At 69.5% G+C, this 15,796-nt stretch carries 17 protein-coding genes; 10 read left to right on the forward strand and 7 right to left on the reverse strand.

The features are described 5' to 3' along the window. The first annotated feature begins 11 nt into the window (after positions 1 to 11). Together RL72_RS19565 and RL72_RS13685 are read left to right on the forward strand one after the other, a co-directional pair. Positions 12 to 1,970: a DUF3732 domain-containing protein gene (locus RL72_RS19565; protein ID WP_156156801.1), complete on the forward strand. Its 1,959-nt coding sequence runs from the start codon at positions 12 to 14 to the stop codon at positions 1,968 to 1,970. Positions 1,971 to 2,239: 269 nt separating this feature from the next. Beyond that, positions 2,240 to 3,004 (forward strand): alpha/beta fold hydrolase, encoded by a 765-nt coding sequence (locus RL72_RS13685; RefSeq protein WP_045251410.1) that lies wholly within the window; start codon positions 2,240 to 2,242, stop codon positions 3,002 to 3,004. A 4-nt stretch (positions 3,005 to 3,008) separates the two neighbouring features. Here RL72_RS13685 and RL72_RS13690 read toward each other — a convergent pair whose 3' ends face one another. Next, positions 3,009 to 3,788, reverse strand: coding sequence for an alpha/beta fold hydrolase (locus RL72_RS13690; RefSeq protein ID WP_045251411.1), 780 nt, complete (start codon positions 3,786 to 3,788; stop codon positions 3,009 to 3,011). Positions 3,789 to 3,869: 81 nt separating this feature from the next. On the opposite strand from RL72_RS13690, the gene RL72_RS13695 reads away from it, so the two are divergent. Both RL72_RS13695 and RL72_RS19900 read left to right on the forward strand, forming a co-directional pair. Further along, on the forward strand, positions 3,870 to 5,639 hold the full coding sequence (locus RL72_RS13695; RefSeq protein WP_045251412.1) for a GNAT family N-acetyltransferase: 1,770 nt from the start codon (positions 3,870 to 3,872) through the stop codon (positions 5,637 to 5,639). A gap of 65 nt (positions 5,640 to 5,704) precedes the next feature. Then, on the forward strand, positions 5,705 to 5,866 hold the full coding sequence (locus RL72_RS19900) for a hypothetical protein (RefSeq protein WP_156156802.1): 162 nt from the start codon (positions 5,705 to 5,707) through the stop codon (positions 5,864 to 5,866). Here RL72_RS19900 and RL72_RS13700 read toward each other — a convergent pair. Continuing rightward, the gene (locus tag RL72_RS13700; RefSeq protein ID WP_045251413.1) at positions 5,859 to 6,200 is read right to left on the reverse strand and encodes a YciI family protein; all 342 of its coding nucleotides are present in this window, start codon (positions 6,198 to 6,200) and stop codon (positions 5,859 to 5,861) included. The genes RL72_RS19900 and RL72_RS13700 overlap by 8 nt on opposite strands. Positions 6,201 to 6,281: 81 nt before the next feature. Between RL72_RS13700 and RL72_RS13705 the strand changes: the two genes are divergently transcribed. Genes RL72_RS13705 through RL72_RS13720 form a run of 4 tightly spaced genes read left to right on the forward strand, consistent with a single transcriptional unit; the run spans position 6,282 to position 8,960 of the window. Then, entirely contained in the window at positions 6,282 to 6,857 is a 576-nt protein-coding gene (locus RL72_RS13705; RefSeq protein ID WP_052674417.1) for an alpha/beta fold hydrolase, read from the forward strand. Further along, on the forward strand, positions 6,857 to 7,411 hold the full coding sequence (locus tag RL72_RS13710; protein ID WP_045251415.1) for an isochorismatase family protein: 555 nt from the start codon (positions 6,857 to 6,859) through the stop codon (positions 7,409 to 7,411). Before RL72_RS13705 ends, RL72_RS13710 begins: the two co-directional genes overlap by 1 nt. Before the next feature lie 59 nt (positions 7,412 to 7,470). Beyond that, positions 7,471 to 8,295 (forward strand): Fpg/Nei family DNA glycosylase, encoded by an 825-nt coding sequence (locus RL72_RS13715; RefSeq protein WP_045251416.1) that lies wholly within the window; start codon positions 7,471 to 7,473, stop codon positions 8,293 to 8,295. A gap of 26 nt (positions 8,296 to 8,321) precedes the next feature. Beyond that, on the forward strand, positions 8,322 to 8,960 hold the full coding sequence (locus RL72_RS13720; protein ID WP_248700476.1) for a DUF1345 domain-containing protein: 639 nt from the start codon (positions 8,322 to 8,324) through the stop codon (positions 8,958 to 8,960). Here the strand turns inward: RL72_RS13720 and RL72_RS13725 are convergent. Further along, on the reverse strand, positions 8,944 to 9,531 hold the full coding sequence (locus RL72_RS13725) for a 1-acyl-sn-glycerol-3-phosphate acyltransferase (protein WP_045251418.1): 588 nt from the start codon (positions 9,529 to 9,531) through the stop codon (positions 8,944 to 8,946). The two genes, RL72_RS13720 and RL72_RS13725, sit on opposite strands and share 17 nt — an antisense overlap. A gap of 95 nt (positions 9,532 to 9,626) precedes the next feature. Then, positions 9,627 to 9,926, reverse strand: a complete 300-nt coding sequence (locus RL72_RS13730; RefSeq protein WP_045251419.1) for a Fe-S cluster assembly protein HesB — start codon at positions 9,924 to 9,926, stop codon at positions 9,627 to 9,629. A gap of 193 nt (positions 9,927 to 10,119) precedes the next feature. On the opposite strand from RL72_RS13730, the gene RL72_RS19905 reads away from it, so the two are divergent. Beyond that, positions 10,120 to 10,278: a hypothetical protein gene (locus RL72_RS19905; protein ID WP_156156803.1), complete on the forward strand. Its 159-nt coding sequence runs from the start codon at positions 10,120 to 10,122 to the stop codon at positions 10,276 to 10,278. A 24-nt stretch (positions 10,279 to 10,302) separates the two neighbouring features. Here the strand turns inward: RL72_RS19905 and RL72_RS13735 are convergent, their stop codons facing one another. Continuing rightward, entirely contained in the window at positions 10,303 to 11,796 is a 1,494-nt protein-coding gene (locus RL72_RS13735; protein ID WP_045251420.1) for an MDR family MFS transporter, read from the reverse strand. A 245-nt stretch (positions 11,797 to 12,041) separates the two neighbouring features. Between RL72_RS13735 and RL72_RS13740 the strand changes: the two genes are divergently transcribed. After that, positions 12,042 to 13,925, forward strand: a complete 1,884-nt coding sequence (locus RL72_RS13740) for an ABC transporter ATP-binding protein (protein WP_045251421.1) — start codon at positions 12,042 to 12,044, stop codon at positions 13,923 to 13,925. Between the two features lie 40 nt (positions 13,926 to 13,965). Here the strand turns inward: RL72_RS13740 and RL72_RS13745 are convergent, their stop codons facing one another. Beyond that, positions 13,966 to 14,739, reverse strand: a complete 774-nt coding sequence (locus RL72_RS13745) for an SDR family NAD(P)-dependent oxidoreductase (RefSeq protein WP_045251422.1) — start codon at positions 14,737 to 14,739, stop codon at positions 13,966 to 13,968. 65 nt (positions 14,740 to 14,804) lie between these two features. Further along, positions 14,805 to 15,746, reverse strand: coding sequence for a glycosyltransferase family 2 protein (locus RL72_RS13750; RefSeq protein ID WP_045251423.1), 942 nt, complete (start codon positions 15,744 to 15,746; stop codon positions 14,805 to 14,807). Positions 15,747 to 15,796 lie beyond the last annotated feature (50 nt).

Below are 15,796 nucleotides of genomic sequence, written 5' to 3' on the forward strand. Positions count from 1 at the left end.
AGATTGTAGGAGTGAGCGTCTATAGCCATGATGGTCGGAGAAGGACTGTCGATTTTGTTCCGGGAGCGCTAAATATCGTCACGGGCGATTCGAAAACGGGCAAAAGCGCGCTGCTTAGCATCGTCGACTACTGTTTGGGGCGAAAGACGTCCTCGATTCCGCATACTCCTCCGTTCAAGAAGATCTCCTGGTACGGGGTGCTCTTTCAGTTCGCAGACAAGAGTCGTGCGTATGTGGCACGTATGGCGCCAACACCGTCGAAGATCAGCACGAGAGCAATGCTCGAGTTTGGCGGGCCGACATTCGTCACGCCGGAGTACAACCAGCTGCGTCTGAACACCGATACTGACGGCCTTCGTAGCCAAGTAGGCGCCAGGATCCACCTGACTGACATCAGAGTCGAAGCGAGCGAGTACTCGTCGCGTGGTCCAGTCACAGTTGGACTTGGGCAGGCTGTACCGCTAAACCTCCAGGAGCAGCACGAGATCGACAGCAAGAGTGTGCTGTTTCACCGACAAAACGATTCAGGCGTCGCCACGGGGCTGCGCGATAGTCTCCCTTTCTTCCTTGGGGCTGTCGACGGCAAGCAGGCTGCGAAGCGAGCCCAACTTCGGGAAGCCCGGACCATACTCAGGCGTCTCGACGCTCAGATTGGGGTCGGGGAGATGGAGCGCGGAACGTGGGCGCAGCAGCTCAGGGATCTCGTCGCGGAGGCCCGCTCTGTTCAACTAATTGGCCCGGACCTGAGCGATTTGGAGCCGCTCGTGATCTTGAATCGGATTCGCTTCCAACGCGACCGCGCGTCGTCTCCGGTACCCGCAGATATCGATATCCGTCGCCAAGACGAACGGCGAGCCGCGGAGTCTCGCAGATTGATCTTGTCGCGAGAACTCCAAGGACTTATCGCCCATCGTGATTTGCTGCTTGACGAGCGAGAGAGCGAAGGGGCTTATGACGAGTCTCTCGAATCTCAGGTGGGTAGACTTTCCGCATTGAGTCTTCTCCCGGAGCACAGCGCGGACGGCAGGGTGTGTCCGCTTTGTGCGCAGACCTTGCGAGTGCCGGACCCGACGATCGCCCTGATGACCGAGCGTCTTGAGGCTCTTAGACACGAGCTTCGCGATGTTGCCGTACACCGGCCTGGGACGCAGAAGGCTGTGGCGGCAGCGGATGCAAGGGTTGCTGAAGTCCGCCAAGCACTAAACGAGGTCGATGCGGCGCTGGCTGCATTCGCCAACGCGGATGCAGCTGCGTCGCTGGAGTCTGCGCAAGAATTTGTGCGAGGTCGAGTCGATGCGATTCTGGGCCGGCTTCAAGCGTTCGATGATGAAGGCCTAGCCGAGATGAGGCGCGAGCGTGAAGCGATTGCCGCCCTCGTAGAGAAGCTGGGCAGGGAACTCAACGGAGGCTCCACACGGGAGCAACTGCTATCTAGGCTCAATTCCCTGAGCATGCTTCTTGGCAAGTATGCCCTTGCGTTGAGCCTGGAACAGGCTGAGGACCCAATCAGGCTCGACATCGACAAGCTCACAATCGTTGTCGACACGAGTTCAGGACCGCTGCCGCTTGAGAACATCGGAAGCGGCGAGAACTGGGTTGGCTATCATGTCGCAGCTCACCTGGCTCTCCACGAGTTCTTCATGCGGGAGAACAGGCCCGTTCCTCGCTTCTTGATGATCGATCAACCGAGCAAGGCTCATTTTCAGTCGGACCTGCCCCTCGAAGGGGAAGACCCGGACCGAGAAACCGTCCGGAACATGTTCCGCCTTTTTGCGAGCTACGCGCAGGAGCACAAGGGGGATTTCCAGCTCATAATCATCGATCACGCGAACTATGATGACCAGTGGTTCCAGAGCGCAGTGCGGCACGACTGGCGGAGCGGCAGGGTTCTTGTTCCCGAAGATTGGCCTTTGGTGCCTGATTCAGGTTCCGACCCGGAAGCGGTTTCAGATTCCGGGAAGACCGCGTAACAACGGTGCTGCCGCAGCACCGCCGTCCAGGTGCTTACCGATCCGTGGACGAATGGCCGCGGATCATTGCGGATACGCTCCTCGATTATTGTGATCGAGCCGTTGCCGAAGACTTATGCGGCGTTCGAGGCCGATAGTTACGTGGCGGCCGACGATGCGTGAACATCATCTTGTTGGGTTTCGTCACAGCCCCGCCGCGCAAGGCACTGAGCACCGGCATACCTCAGTGTGACATGGTGCTGTCCGCGCCCACGGCCTAGCGTGGAGCCATGGAGCTGCAGGTCGGCAAGACGCTCGTGCACTACGTCGAGCACGGGGCGGGGCGCCCGGTGCTGGTGCTGCACGGCGCCGGCGTGGATCACCGCGAAGCCGAGGGATGCTTCGAACCGGCGTTCGCCGGAGCCGAGGGCGTCCGACGGATCTATCCCGATCTGCCGGGGATGGGACGTACGGCGGCGGACGGCCTCGACAGTGCCGCGGATGTCCTCGACGTCCTGTGCGAGTTCGCCGATCGCGTCACCGCCGGCGAGCCGTATGTGGTCGTGGCGCATTCCGCCGGTGCGCACTTCGCCCTCGCGATGGCCGCGCGTCAGTCGGCCGCCGTCGCCGGGCTGGCCCTGATCTGCCCGCTCCTGCCGGACATCCGCGAGGTGCCGGAGCATCGCGTGATCGCCGGGTCCGGCGACCTCGGCGACGAGATCTTCCGCGAGTACTTCGTCGTGCAGACCCCCGAGATGCTCGACCGGTACGAGCGGCTCGTCGTCCCCGGGATGCGGCTGGCCGATGAGGCGGCGATGGAGCGGATCGGTGAGCGCTGGGACCTGCCGGAGGAGGGGGCGGCGTACGACGGTCCGGCTCTGGTCGTGGCGGGGCGGCTCGATGCGACGGTCGGCTTCGCGGCCGCGGTCGATCTCGCGGACCGCTGGTTCGGCGCGACGGTGGCCGTGGTCGACGGGGCGGGGCACGCGCTTCCGCACGAGAAGCCCGATCTGCTGCGCGCGCTGATCCAGGACTGGCTGAGGCGATCCGCGTAGACCCTCAGCCGCGCCGCGCGACGTCGTGCTTCAGTGCCTGGGGCCAGGTGTCCACGTCGACGGGGTCGCTCGCCACCGAGAGGGTGGCGCGGGGGAGCAGCGAGGCCAGCGTCTGCGCTGTCGAGAGCGGGTGTCCCGGGTCGTCGATCCAGGCCAGGATGCTGGTCGGGACGTCGATGCGCGCGATCGCCTCGGGGGCAGGCAGATCGCTCATCGCGGCGCCGCGCAGGAGCGAGGGGAGCAGCGCATCGGCGACATCCGGCACGGTCTCGGGCGCGCCCGCGGTGGCGGGAGGCGGGGTCCCTCCGCGGTGGGCCGCGATGAGGGCGTCGACGCCCTCCGATTCGACGAGATCCGCATCGTCCCGGTAGTTCTGCGCCTGCGCTGCGCGGGTCTCCCAGGCGGTCGGCGGCACCATGAGGGTGAGCCCGACGAAGCGGTCCGGTTCTCGCGCCGCTGCATGCAGCAGGGTCGCCGCGCCCATGGAGGGTCCGACGCCGTGCACCTGCTCGCCCGGGAACCAGTGATCCAGCAGCCGCAGCAGGTCGTCGGCGAGCGTGGGCCAGGCGTAGTCCTCCGCGAGCTTGCGGCCGGTGGATCTGCCGTGGCCGCGCGCGTCGTACCGCAGCAGCCGGGTGCCGCTCAGCCCCCGGCCGAGGTCCAGATTCAGCACGCGGTCCCTGGCCCGGCTCGAGGTCAGGCCGTGCAGCTGCACGACCGGGTGCCCGCCCTCGTCGCTGAGCGCGACGGCGAGCTCGGCACCGGCGACTTCGAAGGTGGGCATCGGGTTCCTTCCGCTCCCGCGACGCGCATCGGATCCACACGACACGCTGAGGTCAGAGTAGCGGGACGTTAGGGTTCTCCCATGCGGCTGACCCATGTCACGCAGTTGCGCCTCCCGTTCGGCCGGCTCTGGGGGTACGACGTCAGCGCCTCGGAACTCGGTCGGCACCTGCCCGTCTCGTTCGACCAGCGGATCCACGTCGGACTGGGAGACCGACCGGGATCCTGGATGGCGATCTCCTTCCGCCTGCCGGGTCGCGCGACGAAGGAGATGCTGGCCGACGCCTGGCTCGCGGTGATCGCACGTCACGGCACCCTCCGCACGGCCTTCGCGCGGGGCGACGACGGGCAGCCCCAGCTCCACGAGATCAGGATCGACGGCGGCACCTGGGTGGAGCACGAGATCGCTCCGGGGCAGGCGGTCAACGATGCCGTGCGCGAGGTGCTCGATGCGGCGTGCTCTCCCTATCGCCGTCCCTCGTACCGGCTGTGCGTGCTGGAGAACGCGACGGGGGTCACGGTCGTGATCGGCGCGGACCACGCGCACGTCGACATGTGGTCGATGCTCGTCATCGCTCGCGACCTCATGACGGCGCTGGATGCGGGCCGCGAGGGCCGCGATCCGTGGTCGGCGCCGGCTGCCGCGTTCGTCGAGCACACGACGTCATTGCTCGAACGTCCTTCGGCTCCGGAAGACGTGCGCCGACGGTGGGCCGACATCATCCGCGACAGCGGGGGAGCGATGCCGAGGTTCCCGTTGCCGCTGGGCCCGCCCGAGCCGCACCGGGAGAGGGTCGAGGTGCGCGACGTGCTCGATGCGGACGACAGCGCCGCCTTCGAGGCCCAGGCGCGGGGCGACGGCGTCTCGACGCTGGCGCTCGCCGTCGTCGCCATGACGGCGGTCACCCGCGCGCTCGCCGGCACGGCTCTGCGTGCGATCTTCCCGGTGCACAGCCGCTACGAGCAGACGTGGCACGACTCCGTGGGCTGGTTCATCACGAACTCCGTGCTGGAATCCGCCGTCGCCGAGCCGCGCGAGGCGGCCGCAGCGGTCAAGGAGGCCGTGCGGCTGGGGTCGTGGCCGCTCGCCGACGTGCTGGAGCCCTGGGGTGGGATGCCGGTGGCGCCGGGCATGTTCGCGATCTCCTGGCTCGATCTGCGCCGGCTGCCGGTGCGGATCGACTCCGTCGGGCTCGACGCGCAATACGTCGGTGCCGCGATCGACACGGACGGCGTCATGCTCTGGTTCATCCTCGACGAATCCGGGCTTCACCTGCGATGCCGGTACCCTGACACGGCGGAAGCGAGGGCGAACGTCGGGGAATGGCTCGACCTCCTCGTCGCGCGCCTGCGGACCGACGCGCGGACGTCGGTCCGGGGCCTGCTCCGCGCGGGGGACCGCACCTACCGCATGGAGCGTGCGGCCCGGGCGGACATCCCGGCGATCGCCGCGCTGCTCGCCGACGACCCCTTCGGCGCGGAACGGGAGGACGTCGAGCTCGGGAGGTACGAGTCCGCGTACAACGCGGTCATCCGCGACCGTTCGAACTTCCTCGGGGTGGTGCGGGACGACGCCGGCCGCATCGTGGCGACCATGCAGCTGACGGTCATCCCCGGACTCTCCCGCGGCGGATCCACCAGGCTGCAGATCGAGGGTCTGCGCGTCGCGCCTGCGGAGCGTTCGCAGGGCCTCGGCACCGCGATGGTGCAGTGGGCGCATGAGTTCGGACGGTCGCGCGGAGCGACCCTCGCCCAGGTGACCACCGACGAAGCCCGGGATCGGGCCCGCGCGTTCTACACCGGGCTCGGCTACCGGACGGCGCACGTCGGCCTGAAGCGAGCGCTCGACTGAGCTGCGCATCGGCCGTCCGTGGACGGCGGGGCGTACGCTGGCGGTGTTCCCGAGGAGGTGCGGCCATGTCCGACATCGAAGAGCGGTCCGAGTCCGCGCACGTCCCCGCGCCCGGCGAGCCGAGCATCCCGGAGCTGGAAGAGGACGAGAACATCGCCCCGCGCCCCGAGGAGGAGATCGCGAATCTGCTCCGCGCCGAGCCCGACACCGACGAGCACGTCAGCTGACGCGGCGGACCTCCTGCGGCCAGCCGCACGCCTCGGCGATCCTGCCCGCCCACCGTTTCGCGTCGTCCACGTCGGCGACGTCGATGATCGTGAGGCCGCCGATGTACTGCTCCGCCGGTGCGAACGGTCCGTCCGAGATCACGGGCGTCCCGCTCGACGCGTCGGCGGTGAAGGCTGCGTCCATGTCCTCGTGGACGCCTCCTGCGAAGACGAGCACGCCCGCATCGCGCATGTCGGACACGACGGCGTTGCAGAGCGCGCCCCGCTCGGCGAACCACTCGTCGCTGTGCTCGCCGACCCACTGCTGATGGAAGTAGATGATGTACTGGCTCATCGTCGCTCCTCGCCGGATCCCGTGACTCCCGCGATGCTACGCCGCAGGGGGAGCTTCGGGGAGACTCGATACGATGGCTCGGTGACTACCGAGAACAACAGCATCTTCGAACCCGATGGCCGCGCGATCCCCTACGTCGACGAGATGTCCGAGGGCGACGGGCCCGTTCTGGTGCTGATCCCGGGTCGCGGCCTCGAGGGCGGCGCGCTCGGTTCGGTGGCGCACATCCTTGCCGGCGAGGGCATCCGGGTGCTGCGGATCGGCAGTCGCGCCGACGACGCGGCGACGCTGGAGGAGCGGGTCCAGGACGCGAGCGACGTGATGGATCACGTCGGCATCGGCGCGACCTGGATCGGCGGACACGGGGTCGGCGGCACGGTCGCGCGGGCCCTCTCGGCCAAGCGCACCGATCGCGCCCTCGGCGTGCTGCTGCTCGGCGTCGAGGACGTCGACGTTCCCCTCGCTCCGGCGGTGCCGATCCTGATCATCCAGGGTTCCGAGGACGACGTGATGCCGCCGGCGAACGGCGAGAAGCTGCGGGCATCCGCGCCGGAGCGCGCCAGCCTCGTCACGATCGAGGGCGGCGGGCACCTCTTCCCCGTGAGCGACCCGGTCGACACCGCGTTCGCGATCGAGGACTACCTGGCCTGGGACTGATGAGCGCCGGATCTGCCGACACCCCGGAGCGCACCGTCGTCGTCGTGATCGACATGCAGGCGGGCGTGCTCCCCGGCTGCTTCGACGAGCAGGGGGTGCTGTCGCGCACCGATGCGCTCGTGCATCGCGCTCGCCGCGAAGGCACGCCCGTGGTGTGGGTGCACCATGACCCGGTCGGCGTGGGCACGCCCGACTGGGAGCTCGCGGAGCCGCTCCGGCGCACGGAGGGCGAGCCCCTCGTCCGCAAGAGCTACCGCGACGCGTTCGCCGACACGGACCTGCGCGCCGTGCTGGACGGCTACGGTGCGACGCGGCTCGTCGTCGCGGGCGCCCAGTCGGATTTCTGCGTCCGCACGACGACACAGCGCGCGGCGGCGGAGGGATACGACGTGACGCTCGTGCGCGACGCTCACACGACGGTCGACACGTCGGTCGACGGCGTCGCCATCTCGGGCGAGCAGATCATCGCGCACACCAACATGTACTTCGCCGGCCTGCGGTACCCGGGGCAGGAGTTCGCCGTCGCGCGGCACGACGAAGTCGCGCTCGCCTGACCTCACCGCGGTCGGCCGACCACCGCGCCGATGTCGGCTCCCGGTGCGAGGATGGGCGCATGCCCGAGTCTCCGGAGGTGCAGGCGCTGGTCGAGTTCCTCGACGAGCGGATCCGCGGTCGCGCGATCGCGGCGGTCGACATCGATGAGTTCCGCGTCGTCAAGACGCGCGAGAGGCCGCCGGCGTCGCTGGTCGGCGCCACCATCGGAGGCCTCTCGCGCTTCGGCAAGCATGTGGGCTTCGACACCGCGGCGGGCTGGCTGATGCTCGGCTTCGGTCGCAACGGGTGGATCCGCTGGCTCGACGCGGGGGAGTCGCCGAGCGACGAGCCCGTGCCCGAAGTCGCCCGGATCGTGCTCGACGACGGCGCGGCGATGCGGATCGTCGACACCGGCGACTTCCTCGGCGTCACGCTCTCGGTGGTCGACGTCCCGCGCGATCTGTCGGGGATCGCCGCGCTCGGACCGGATCCGCTGTCCGTGGACTTCACGCGTGAGGAGTTCGATCGGGCGCTGGGGACGCGCCGGAAGCAGATCAAGGCCCTGCTGCAGGAGCAGTCCTCTCTGGCCGGCATCGGCAACGCCTACTCGGACGAGATCCTGCATCGCGCGCGGATCGCGCCCGCCGTGCACGCGGCGCTGCTCGACGACGACGAGCGGGAGCGGCTCTTCCAGGCCACCGTCGACGTGCTGCGCGGCGCGGCCGCGGATCGGCGCGGGGTGCCGCCGCACGAGCTCAAGCAGGCCAAGGTCGCCGCCATGGCCGTGCACGGACGCGGCGGTGAGCCCTGCCCGGTGTGCGGCACCACGATCCTCGACCGCACGTTCGGCGGTGCCTCGGCGCAGTTCTGCCCGCACTGCCAGCCGGAGCATTCCGTGGCATGACGCGGCGCGCGGGATAGCATTCCGGGGTGAGTCGGCTTCCCCTGCACCATCGCTGGCGCGTGCGCATGGCCGTGGCAGTCCTGACCGGCGTCGCGGCCGGCTTCCTCGTGACCCCGTTCCTGGGGCTGGCGGCGGGCCTGCTCGCGGCATGGGGCGCACTGTCTTTCGTCAGCACCGTCTGGATCCTGCTCGTCACCTGGCGCATGGATGCCGCGCAGACCCGCACGCACGCGACCGAAGAGGATCCGGGCCGGCGGATCGCCCGCCTGATCGCCGTGACCGGCAGCTTCGTCAGCATCGCCGCGGTGCTCGTCGTGGTGCTGCAGGCCCGGCATGCGCACGGATGGACGCAGTTCGCACTCGCCGGGATCGCCGTGCTCAGCGTCGCGGCCTCCTGGGGCCTCATCCAGACCGACTACATGCTGCGGTACGCGAAGCTCTACTACGACGGATCCCGCGGCATCAGCTTCAACCAGGACGAGGACCCGCAGTACACCGACTTCGCGTACTTCTCGGTCGGACTCGGCATGACCTATCAGGTCGCCGACACGAACGTGACGCGCAACACGATCCGCCGGATCGTGATCGCGCAGACGACGATCGCCTACGTCTTCGGCGCGCTCATCCTCGGCACGATCATCAACCTCGTCACCGGGCTGGGCTGACCGCGGGGAGTTCCTCGCGCAGGCGCGGTTCGGTGCGACGCTCGGGGCGCACGCCGACCTTGTCGGCGTAGAAGGCGCGGATGAGATCCATATCGGCGCCCACATCGCCGGTGAGATCGAGGGTGGGGCCCAGACCCGTGGTCCTGGTCGTGCGATCCACGAACCCGAGCGTCACCGGCATGCCGGTCTCACGGGCGATGCGGTAGAAGCCGCTCTTCCAGTGCGCGTTGCCGCCCCGGGTGCCGTCGGGCGTGACGACGAGACCGAAGACCGATCCGCTGCGGATCTGCGCGACGACCTCGCCGACGACGCGAGCCGGATCCGTGCGGTCCACGGGGATCCCGCCGAGACGGCGCATGATCGGGCCGCGCCAGCCGCGGAACAGGCTCTTCTTGCCCAGCCAGTGCACGTCGATGCCGAGTCGCCATGCGATGCCGAGCATGAGCACGAAGTCCCAGTTCGAGGTGTGCGGAGCGCCGATCAGCACGGTCGGGCGCGACGGCGCAGGCTCGCTCTTCAGCGTCCAGCGGCTGAACGTCCAGAACACGCGGGCGGCGAGGCGTTTGAGCATCCGTCCACCGTAGGGCCCGGCGTATGCCGTCCTCCGCATGAAGAGGGCCCGGGCGGACGAGAGGATCGTCCGCCCGGGCCCGGGGCGCAGGACCGTCAGACGGCCTGCGGCAGAAGGGAGAACGACACGGCGCCCTCCTCGTTCACGTTGGCGTCGAGGACCTTGTCGTCCAGGACGATGGCGGCCTCCCCTTCCAGGAAGACCGGGGCGCCGGGCAGATCCAGGATCTGATCGTCCGGCTCCGGCGCGACGACCACGTCGGCGGCGAGGCGGGGTTCGCCCGTCGCTGCCGGTGCATCGGCCGTGTGGATGCGCAGACCCGCGCCTTCCGTGTCGGTGCGACGACGGACGAGCGTGGTGACGAGCGCGGTGGCGTTGTCGGTCAAGGTGAGCACGAGGCACTCCTTCCGGTTGCGGACATGCCGCGGTCACGACATGTCCGGGCCACGATTCCTCGTCCGCGCCGACCTCTCAACCGCCCTGCGGCGTTTCGGCCCGATTCGGAGGCTCTTCCCACCTACGGGGAGATGTAAGAACCGTCGTGATCGGCACCGCCCCGACCGTCGTGCGCAGGCGTACCATCGAAGGATGACCACCGCAGCCGGATCCGAGCAGCACACCCCCGCGGACGCCGAGCGTCCGACCCTGGGGAGCGCTCCCGGGCTGACCCTGCTCCCCGGCCTCGACGCCGATGCCGTCGGCCTGTGCACCGACGGCTACTGCCGCCTCCCCGGCGCGAAGGATTGATCCCGCGCCGGGGAGAGCCTGGCGTCAGTGCATCGCGGGTGCGGAGCCCTCGTCGCCCGGGGAGTCGCCGTGCGGCTGGTCTTCCGGCTTGCGGATGATGAACGCGCCGAGGATCGTCACAGTCGCGATGACCGCTCCGATCACGAACGTGCTGCGTGAGCCCGCAGCGACCGCGTCGGCCACCTCGGTGCCGCCGTTCGCGTTGACGATGAGCGTGAACACCGCGATCATCACGGCGATGCCGGCGGCGCCCGCGACCTGCTGCACGGTGCCGATGACCGCGCTGCCGTAGGAGTAGAACTTCGGCTTCAGCGAGGCCAGCGATGCGGTGAACAGGGGCGTGAACGACAGGGCGAGACCGATCGACAGCAGCGTCTGCGCGACGAGCACGATCCACACGGAGGTGGTGGTGGACAGCGTCGTGTAGAACCACAGCGTGGCGGCGGTCAGGATCGAACCGGGGATCAGGAGGACCTTCGTGCCCCGGGCGTCGTAGATGCGGCCGATGACAGGTCCGAGCAGACCCATCGCGAGCGCACCCGGCAGCAGCACGAGGCCCGCCTCGGTGGTCTCGAGACCCAGCGCCTTCTGCAGGAACAGCGGGATCACGGTGAGCGTGCCGAAGAACGCGAGCGACAGCAGGAACATCTGCACCATCGAGAGGGTGAAGTCGCGCGAGGCGAACACCCGCAGGTCCAGGAGCGCGTCGTCCTTGCGCTGCAGGATCACCTGACGCCAGAGGAACGCGATCAGGCCGAGCACGCCCACCACGAGCGCGATCACCAGCGGCGCGGCGGTGCCGCCGCCACCGGCGAGCGCGCCGATCTGGCTGAGACCGAACACCAGCCCGCCGAAGCCGAAAGCGCTCAGCACGATCGACAGCACGTCGAGCGGCGCGTCGGTGCGCTCACCGACGTTGGTCAGCCAGCGCCAGCCGATGAGCATCGCGGCGAGGGCGATCGGCAGCACGACCACGAAGATCGCGCGCCAGCTGAAGTGGTCCAGCAGGAAGCCCGACAGCGTCGGACCGATCGCCGGGGCGAGCGAGATGACGATGCTGACGCGGCCCATCATCCGCCCGCGGGTTGCCGGCGGCACGAGGTTCATGAGCGTGGTCATGAGCAGGGGCATCATGATCGCGGTGCCGGAGGCCTGCACGATGCGGGCGATGAGCAGCACGGTGAACCCCGGGGCGAGCGCGGCGATCAGCGTGCCGGCGGAGAACAGCGCCAGCGCGCCGAGGAACATCTGCCGGGTGGTGAAGCGCTGCAGCAGGAAGCCGGTCGTGGGGATCACGACGGCCATGGTCAGCATGAACGCGCTCGTGACCCACTGGGCGGCGAGCGGCGTGATGGAGAGATCGTCGATGAGGTGCGGGATCGCCATGCTCATCGTCGTCTCGTTGAGGATGGCGACGAACGCTGCGGCGAGGAGCACCCAGATGACCGCCATGTCTCGGCGGGGGATGAGGGCGGACCCGGCGCTGGTCGGCACGGATCCGGTTTCGATGGCGGACATGTGTTCCTCCGGCTCGGCGGGGGCGAAAAACAGGGGATGTGGTGCTGCAGAGAAGCAAGCGACTCTCAGCGTAACCACAGGGTCGGACATTCCATTCCCGCGGGGGTTCGGCGCTGCTCTCGGCAGCGTTGCGCCTTGAGCGGACGAGGACCACGGCGGCGCCGCCGCGTCGGTGCGGGGACGTACGCTTGCGAGGTGCCGCGGGTGCCCTCGACCCCGGCAGGCAGGGGTAGCGGATGAGCATGATGGCCAGGATGGGCGGCGCGCGCGGCGGCCGCCCGGTCGACGAGGCGGCGCAGCGACGTCAGAACGCCGAGGCCCCTCGCATCCCCGATCTCGGGCGCAGGGTGGTCGCCCTGTTCCGTCCCTATCGGGGCCGGATCCTCACGACCGGTCTGCTGGTCATCCTCGGCGCCGCGCTCGGCGTGATCCCCCCGCTGCTGGTGCAGCGCGTGTTCGACGACGCGCTGTTCCCGCACGGCGGGACCGGTCCGCAGCTCGGCCTGCTCGTCGTGCTCGTGGTCGCGATGATCGGCCTCTACCTGCTCTCCTCGGGGCTCGGCGTCGTGCAGACCTGGCTGACCTCGACCGTCGGCAACAGTGTCACGGGCGACCTGCGCGTGCGTCTCTTCGAGCACCTGCAGGCGATGGAGCTGGGCTTCTTCACCCGCACCAAGACCGGCGTCATCCAATCCCGGCTGCAGAACGACGTCGGCGGGGTCTCCGGCGTGCTCACCAGCACGGTGACGAGCATCCTGGGCAACACCGTGACCGTGATCGCCTCGCTCGTGGCGATGATCCTGCTCGACTGGCGGCTGACGATCATCGCCGTCTGCGTCATGCCCATCCTCGTGCTGGTGCAGCGCCGCGTCGGCCAGGTGCGCGCGCGGATCGCGGGTGAGACGCAGGAGTCGCTGTCCGAGCTCACCGCCATCACGCAGGAGACCCTGAGCGTCTCTGGGATCCTGCTCTCCAAGTCGTTCAACCGGCAGCGCTCGGAGTCGGCGCGCTACCAGGCGCAGAACCGCACGCAGATCCGCCTGCAGGTGCGCACGGCGATGAGCGGGCAGGGCTTCTTCGCCGTGGTCTCGGTGCTGATGTCGAGCGTGCCGGCGATCATCTACCTCGTCGCCGGCTTCCTCGTCGCCGGAGGCACCGGATCCATCACCGCCGGCGCGATCGTCGCCTTCACCACGGTGCAGGCGCGCCTGCTGATGCCGCTGATCGGCCTCATGCGCGTGGCTCTGGACGTGCAGACCTCGCAGGCGCTGTTCGCGCGCATCTTCGAGTACCTCGACATGGTGCCGCAGATCACCGACGCCCCCGACGCGCTGCCGGCGACCGAGGCGCCCGGGCCGCGCGGACTGCTCGAGTTCCGCGACGTGCGATTCCGCTACCCGGATGCGTCGCCCGCGGCCCGGGACACGCTGCAGGGGATCTCGTTCACCGCGGAGCCCGGCCAGCACGTCGCGTTCGTCGGACCCTCCGGGGCGGGCAAGACCACGATCCTGTATCTGGCGCCGCGTCTCTACGAGGCGACCGGGGGAGCGGTGATGTTCGACGGCGCCGATGTGCGCACGCTCACCCAGGAGTCGATCATCGACGAGATCGGCATCGTCTCCCAGGAGACCTACCTGTTCCACGCGACCATCCGAGAGAACCTCCTCTACGCGAAGCCCGAGGCCACCGAGGACGAGCTGATCGCCGCGTGCACGGCGGCCAACATCCATCACGTGATCGCCGGCTTCGAGCAGGGCTACGACACCGTGGTCGGCGAGCGCGGGTACCGCCTTTCCGGCGGCGAGAAGCAGCGGATCGCGATCGCGCGCGTGCTGCTGAAGGACCCGCCCGTCCTGCTGCTGGACGAGGCGACCTCGGCGCTGGACACCGTCTCGGAACGCGTCGTGCAGGAGGCGCTCGACGAGGCCGCACGGGGCCGCACGACCCTCACGATCGCGCACCGCCTGTCGACGGTGATCGGCGCCGACGTCATCCACGTCGTGCAGGAGGGACGGATCGTCGAGTCCGGCACCCACGCCGAGCTGCTCGCGCAGGGCGGGCTCTACGCCGACCTCGCTGCACAGCAGGTCGCCGCGGCGCAGATCGACACCGACGTCCGCTCCGCCTGACCGCCGCTGCTCCACGCGGCGGCCAGGCGGTCGCGACGGCTCAGTGCGCGCTCAAGCCGCCGTCGACGAACAGCGAGTGGCCCGTGACGTACGCGGATCCGGCACCCGCGAGGAACACGGCTGCTCCGGCGAAGTCGGAGGGCAGCCCGTTCCGGCCGATCATCGTGCGGGCCGCGAGCGCCGCGATCTGCACAGGGTCCTCCTGGAGACGCGCGTTGAGGGGCGTGAGCACGAACCCGGGCACGAGGGTGTTGCTGGTGACGCCGGTGCCGCCCCACGCCTCGGCCTCGGAGCGCATGAGCGATTCGACGGCGCCCTTCGAGACGCCGTAGATCCCGCTGCCGACGAAGGCGCGATGCGCCTGCTGCGAGCTGATGTGGATGAGGCGCCCGTAGCCGCGCTGCGCCATGCCGACGGCGTAGCGCTGGCCGAGCAGGAACGGCGCGAGCGTGTTCACCGTCATCGTGGCGTCCCAGTCGGCCTCGGTGATGTCGGCGAACCGGGGGCGGATGTTGATGCCGGCCGAGTTCACGAGGATGTCCGGCTCGCCGAACGGACGTGCCGCCGCCTCCGCCGCGGCATGGATCCCCTCACGGGTGGCGAGGTCGCCGACGACCCCCGCGGCCCGGCAGCCGGCGTCGGCGAGCTCCCGCACGGTCTCGTCGATGCGATCGGCGCCCCGGGCGACGATGACCGTCGCGGCGCCCGCGCGGGCGAGGGCGGTCGCGATGCCGCGGCCGATGCCCGAGCTGCCTCCCGTGACGATCGCGGTGCGCCCCTCGAGGGAGAACAGGTCGGAGAGATAGGCGTTCATGGTGATCCTGATTCTGGACCGACCGGTGCGCTCAGGGCGCGCCGGTCGTCCGGGCCGGGCCGCGGCTACCAGCGCAGCGCGGCGGCGAGTGTGGGGTCCACGCGGGCGTCGGCGAACTCGGGGAGTGCCTCGAGCTCTTGCACGAACGCTCGCACCGCCGCGGGATACGCGGAATCGGTGTGGGTGCCGGCGATCTCCTGGAGCGGCGGCAGATCCATCGCGAGGATGAGCTCGAGCCTAGCGGTCACCGCGGCGTGCGCGCCCGCCTGATGCAGCACCTGGATGCCCCCGCGGAGCGCCGCGAGGTAGTCGCGCAGCACCCGGAGGCGATGCTTGCCCTGCGTGATGGAGGATCCGTCCTCGCGCAGCCTCCAGCGCACGACCGTGTCGGGGATGACGTCGAAGGCACGCGCCGTCGTGTACATCCGCTGCGCCACGATCTGGTCCTCGTACGCGACCCCCTCCGGGAAGCGGAGGTCGTGCCAGAACGCGGTGCGGCTCACCTTCGACCACGCGACGATGTTCGCCGAGGCGGCGGGGTGCGCGAAGATCGTCGTCCCGAGACGTTCGGGCGCGGTCGCCGCCGCCACCCACGGCTGCACCCGGCCCGGCGCGTACTGGGTGCCGTTCCACCGGGAGCGCACATACGCCCCCGCGACGAAGTCGCTTCCGGTCTCGGCGAGCGTGCCGGTCAGGCGTTCGAGCGCGGCGGGCGTCAGCTCGTCATCGCCGTCGAGGAAGCCGAGGTACTCGGTGTCGACGAGTTCCAGCGCCGCGTTGCGCGCGCCGCCGAGCCCGCGGGCCTCGGTGTGCCGCAGCACGGTGAAGCGCGGATCCGCGCTCGCCGCGGCCTCGAAGATCCGGCCGGTATCGTCCGCGGATCCGTCGTCGACGAGGATCGCCCGCCAGGCGGTGGTCGTCTGCGCGCGCAGCGAGTCCAGGGCGGCGGGGGCGTAGGAGGCGATGTCACGGCCGGGCACGATCACGGTCACGAGCGGGGCGGGCACCTCGCCAGTCTAGGAGCGCGGACGAGGCGCGGGGGCGGCGCGGCCCTTCC

The organism is Microbacterium azadirachtae (genome assembly GCF_000956545.1).
Taxonomy (GTDB): Bacteria; Actinomycetota; Actinomycetes; order Actinomycetales; family Microbacteriaceae; genus Microbacterium; species Microbacterium azadirachtae.

Bases quoted from the DNA above. Each gene is read 5' to 3' on its own strand.
- RL72_RS13725 (WP_045251418.1), bottom strand. From the start codon at position 9,531: ATGCTCAAACGCCTCGCCGCCCGCGTGTTCTGGACGTTCAGCCGCTGG.
- RL72_RS13735 (WP_045251420.1), bottom strand. From the start codon at position 11,796: ATGTCCGCCATCGAAACCGGATCCGTGCCGACCAGCGCCGGGTCCGCC.
- RL72_RS13710 (WP_045251415.1), top strand. From the start codon at position 6,857: ATGAGCGCCGGATCTGCCGACACCCCGGAGCGCACCGTCGTCGTCGTG.
- RL72_RS13685 (WP_045251410.1), top strand. From the start codon at position 2,240: ATGGAGCTGCAGGTCGGCAAGACGCTCGTGCACTACGTCGAGCACGGG.
- RL72_RS13690 (WP_045251411.1), bottom strand. From the start codon at position 3,788: ATGCCCACCTTCGAAGTCGCCGGTGCCGAGCTCGCCGTCGCGCTCAGC.
- RL72_RS13740 (WP_045251421.1), top strand. From the start codon at position 12,042: ATGGCCAGGATGGGCGGCGCGCGCGGCGGCCGCCCGGTCGACGAGGCG.
- RL72_RS13745 (WP_045251422.1), bottom strand. From the start codon at position 14,739: ATGAACGCCTATCTCTCCGACCTGTTCTCCCTCGAGGGGCGCACCGCG.
- RL72_RS19900 (WP_156156802.1), top strand. From the start codon at position 5,705: ATGTCCGACATCGAAGAGCGGTCCGAGTCCGCGCACGTCCCCGCGCCC.
- RL72_RS19905 (WP_156156803.1), top strand. From the start codon at position 10,120: ATGACCACCGCAGCCGGATCCGAGCAGCACACCCCCGCGGACGCCGAG.
- RL72_RS13715 (WP_045251416.1), top strand. From the start codon at position 7,471: ATGCCCGAGTCTCCGGAGGTGCAGGCGCTGGTCGAGTTCCTCGACGAG.
- RL72_RS13695 (WP_045251412.1), top strand. From the start codon at position 3,870: ATGCGGCTGACCCATGTCACGCAGTTGCGCCTCCCGTTCGGCCGGCTC.
- RL72_RS13700 (WP_045251413.1), bottom strand. From the start codon at position 6,200: ATGAGCCAGTACATCATCTACTTCCATCAGCAGTGGGTCGGCGAGCAC.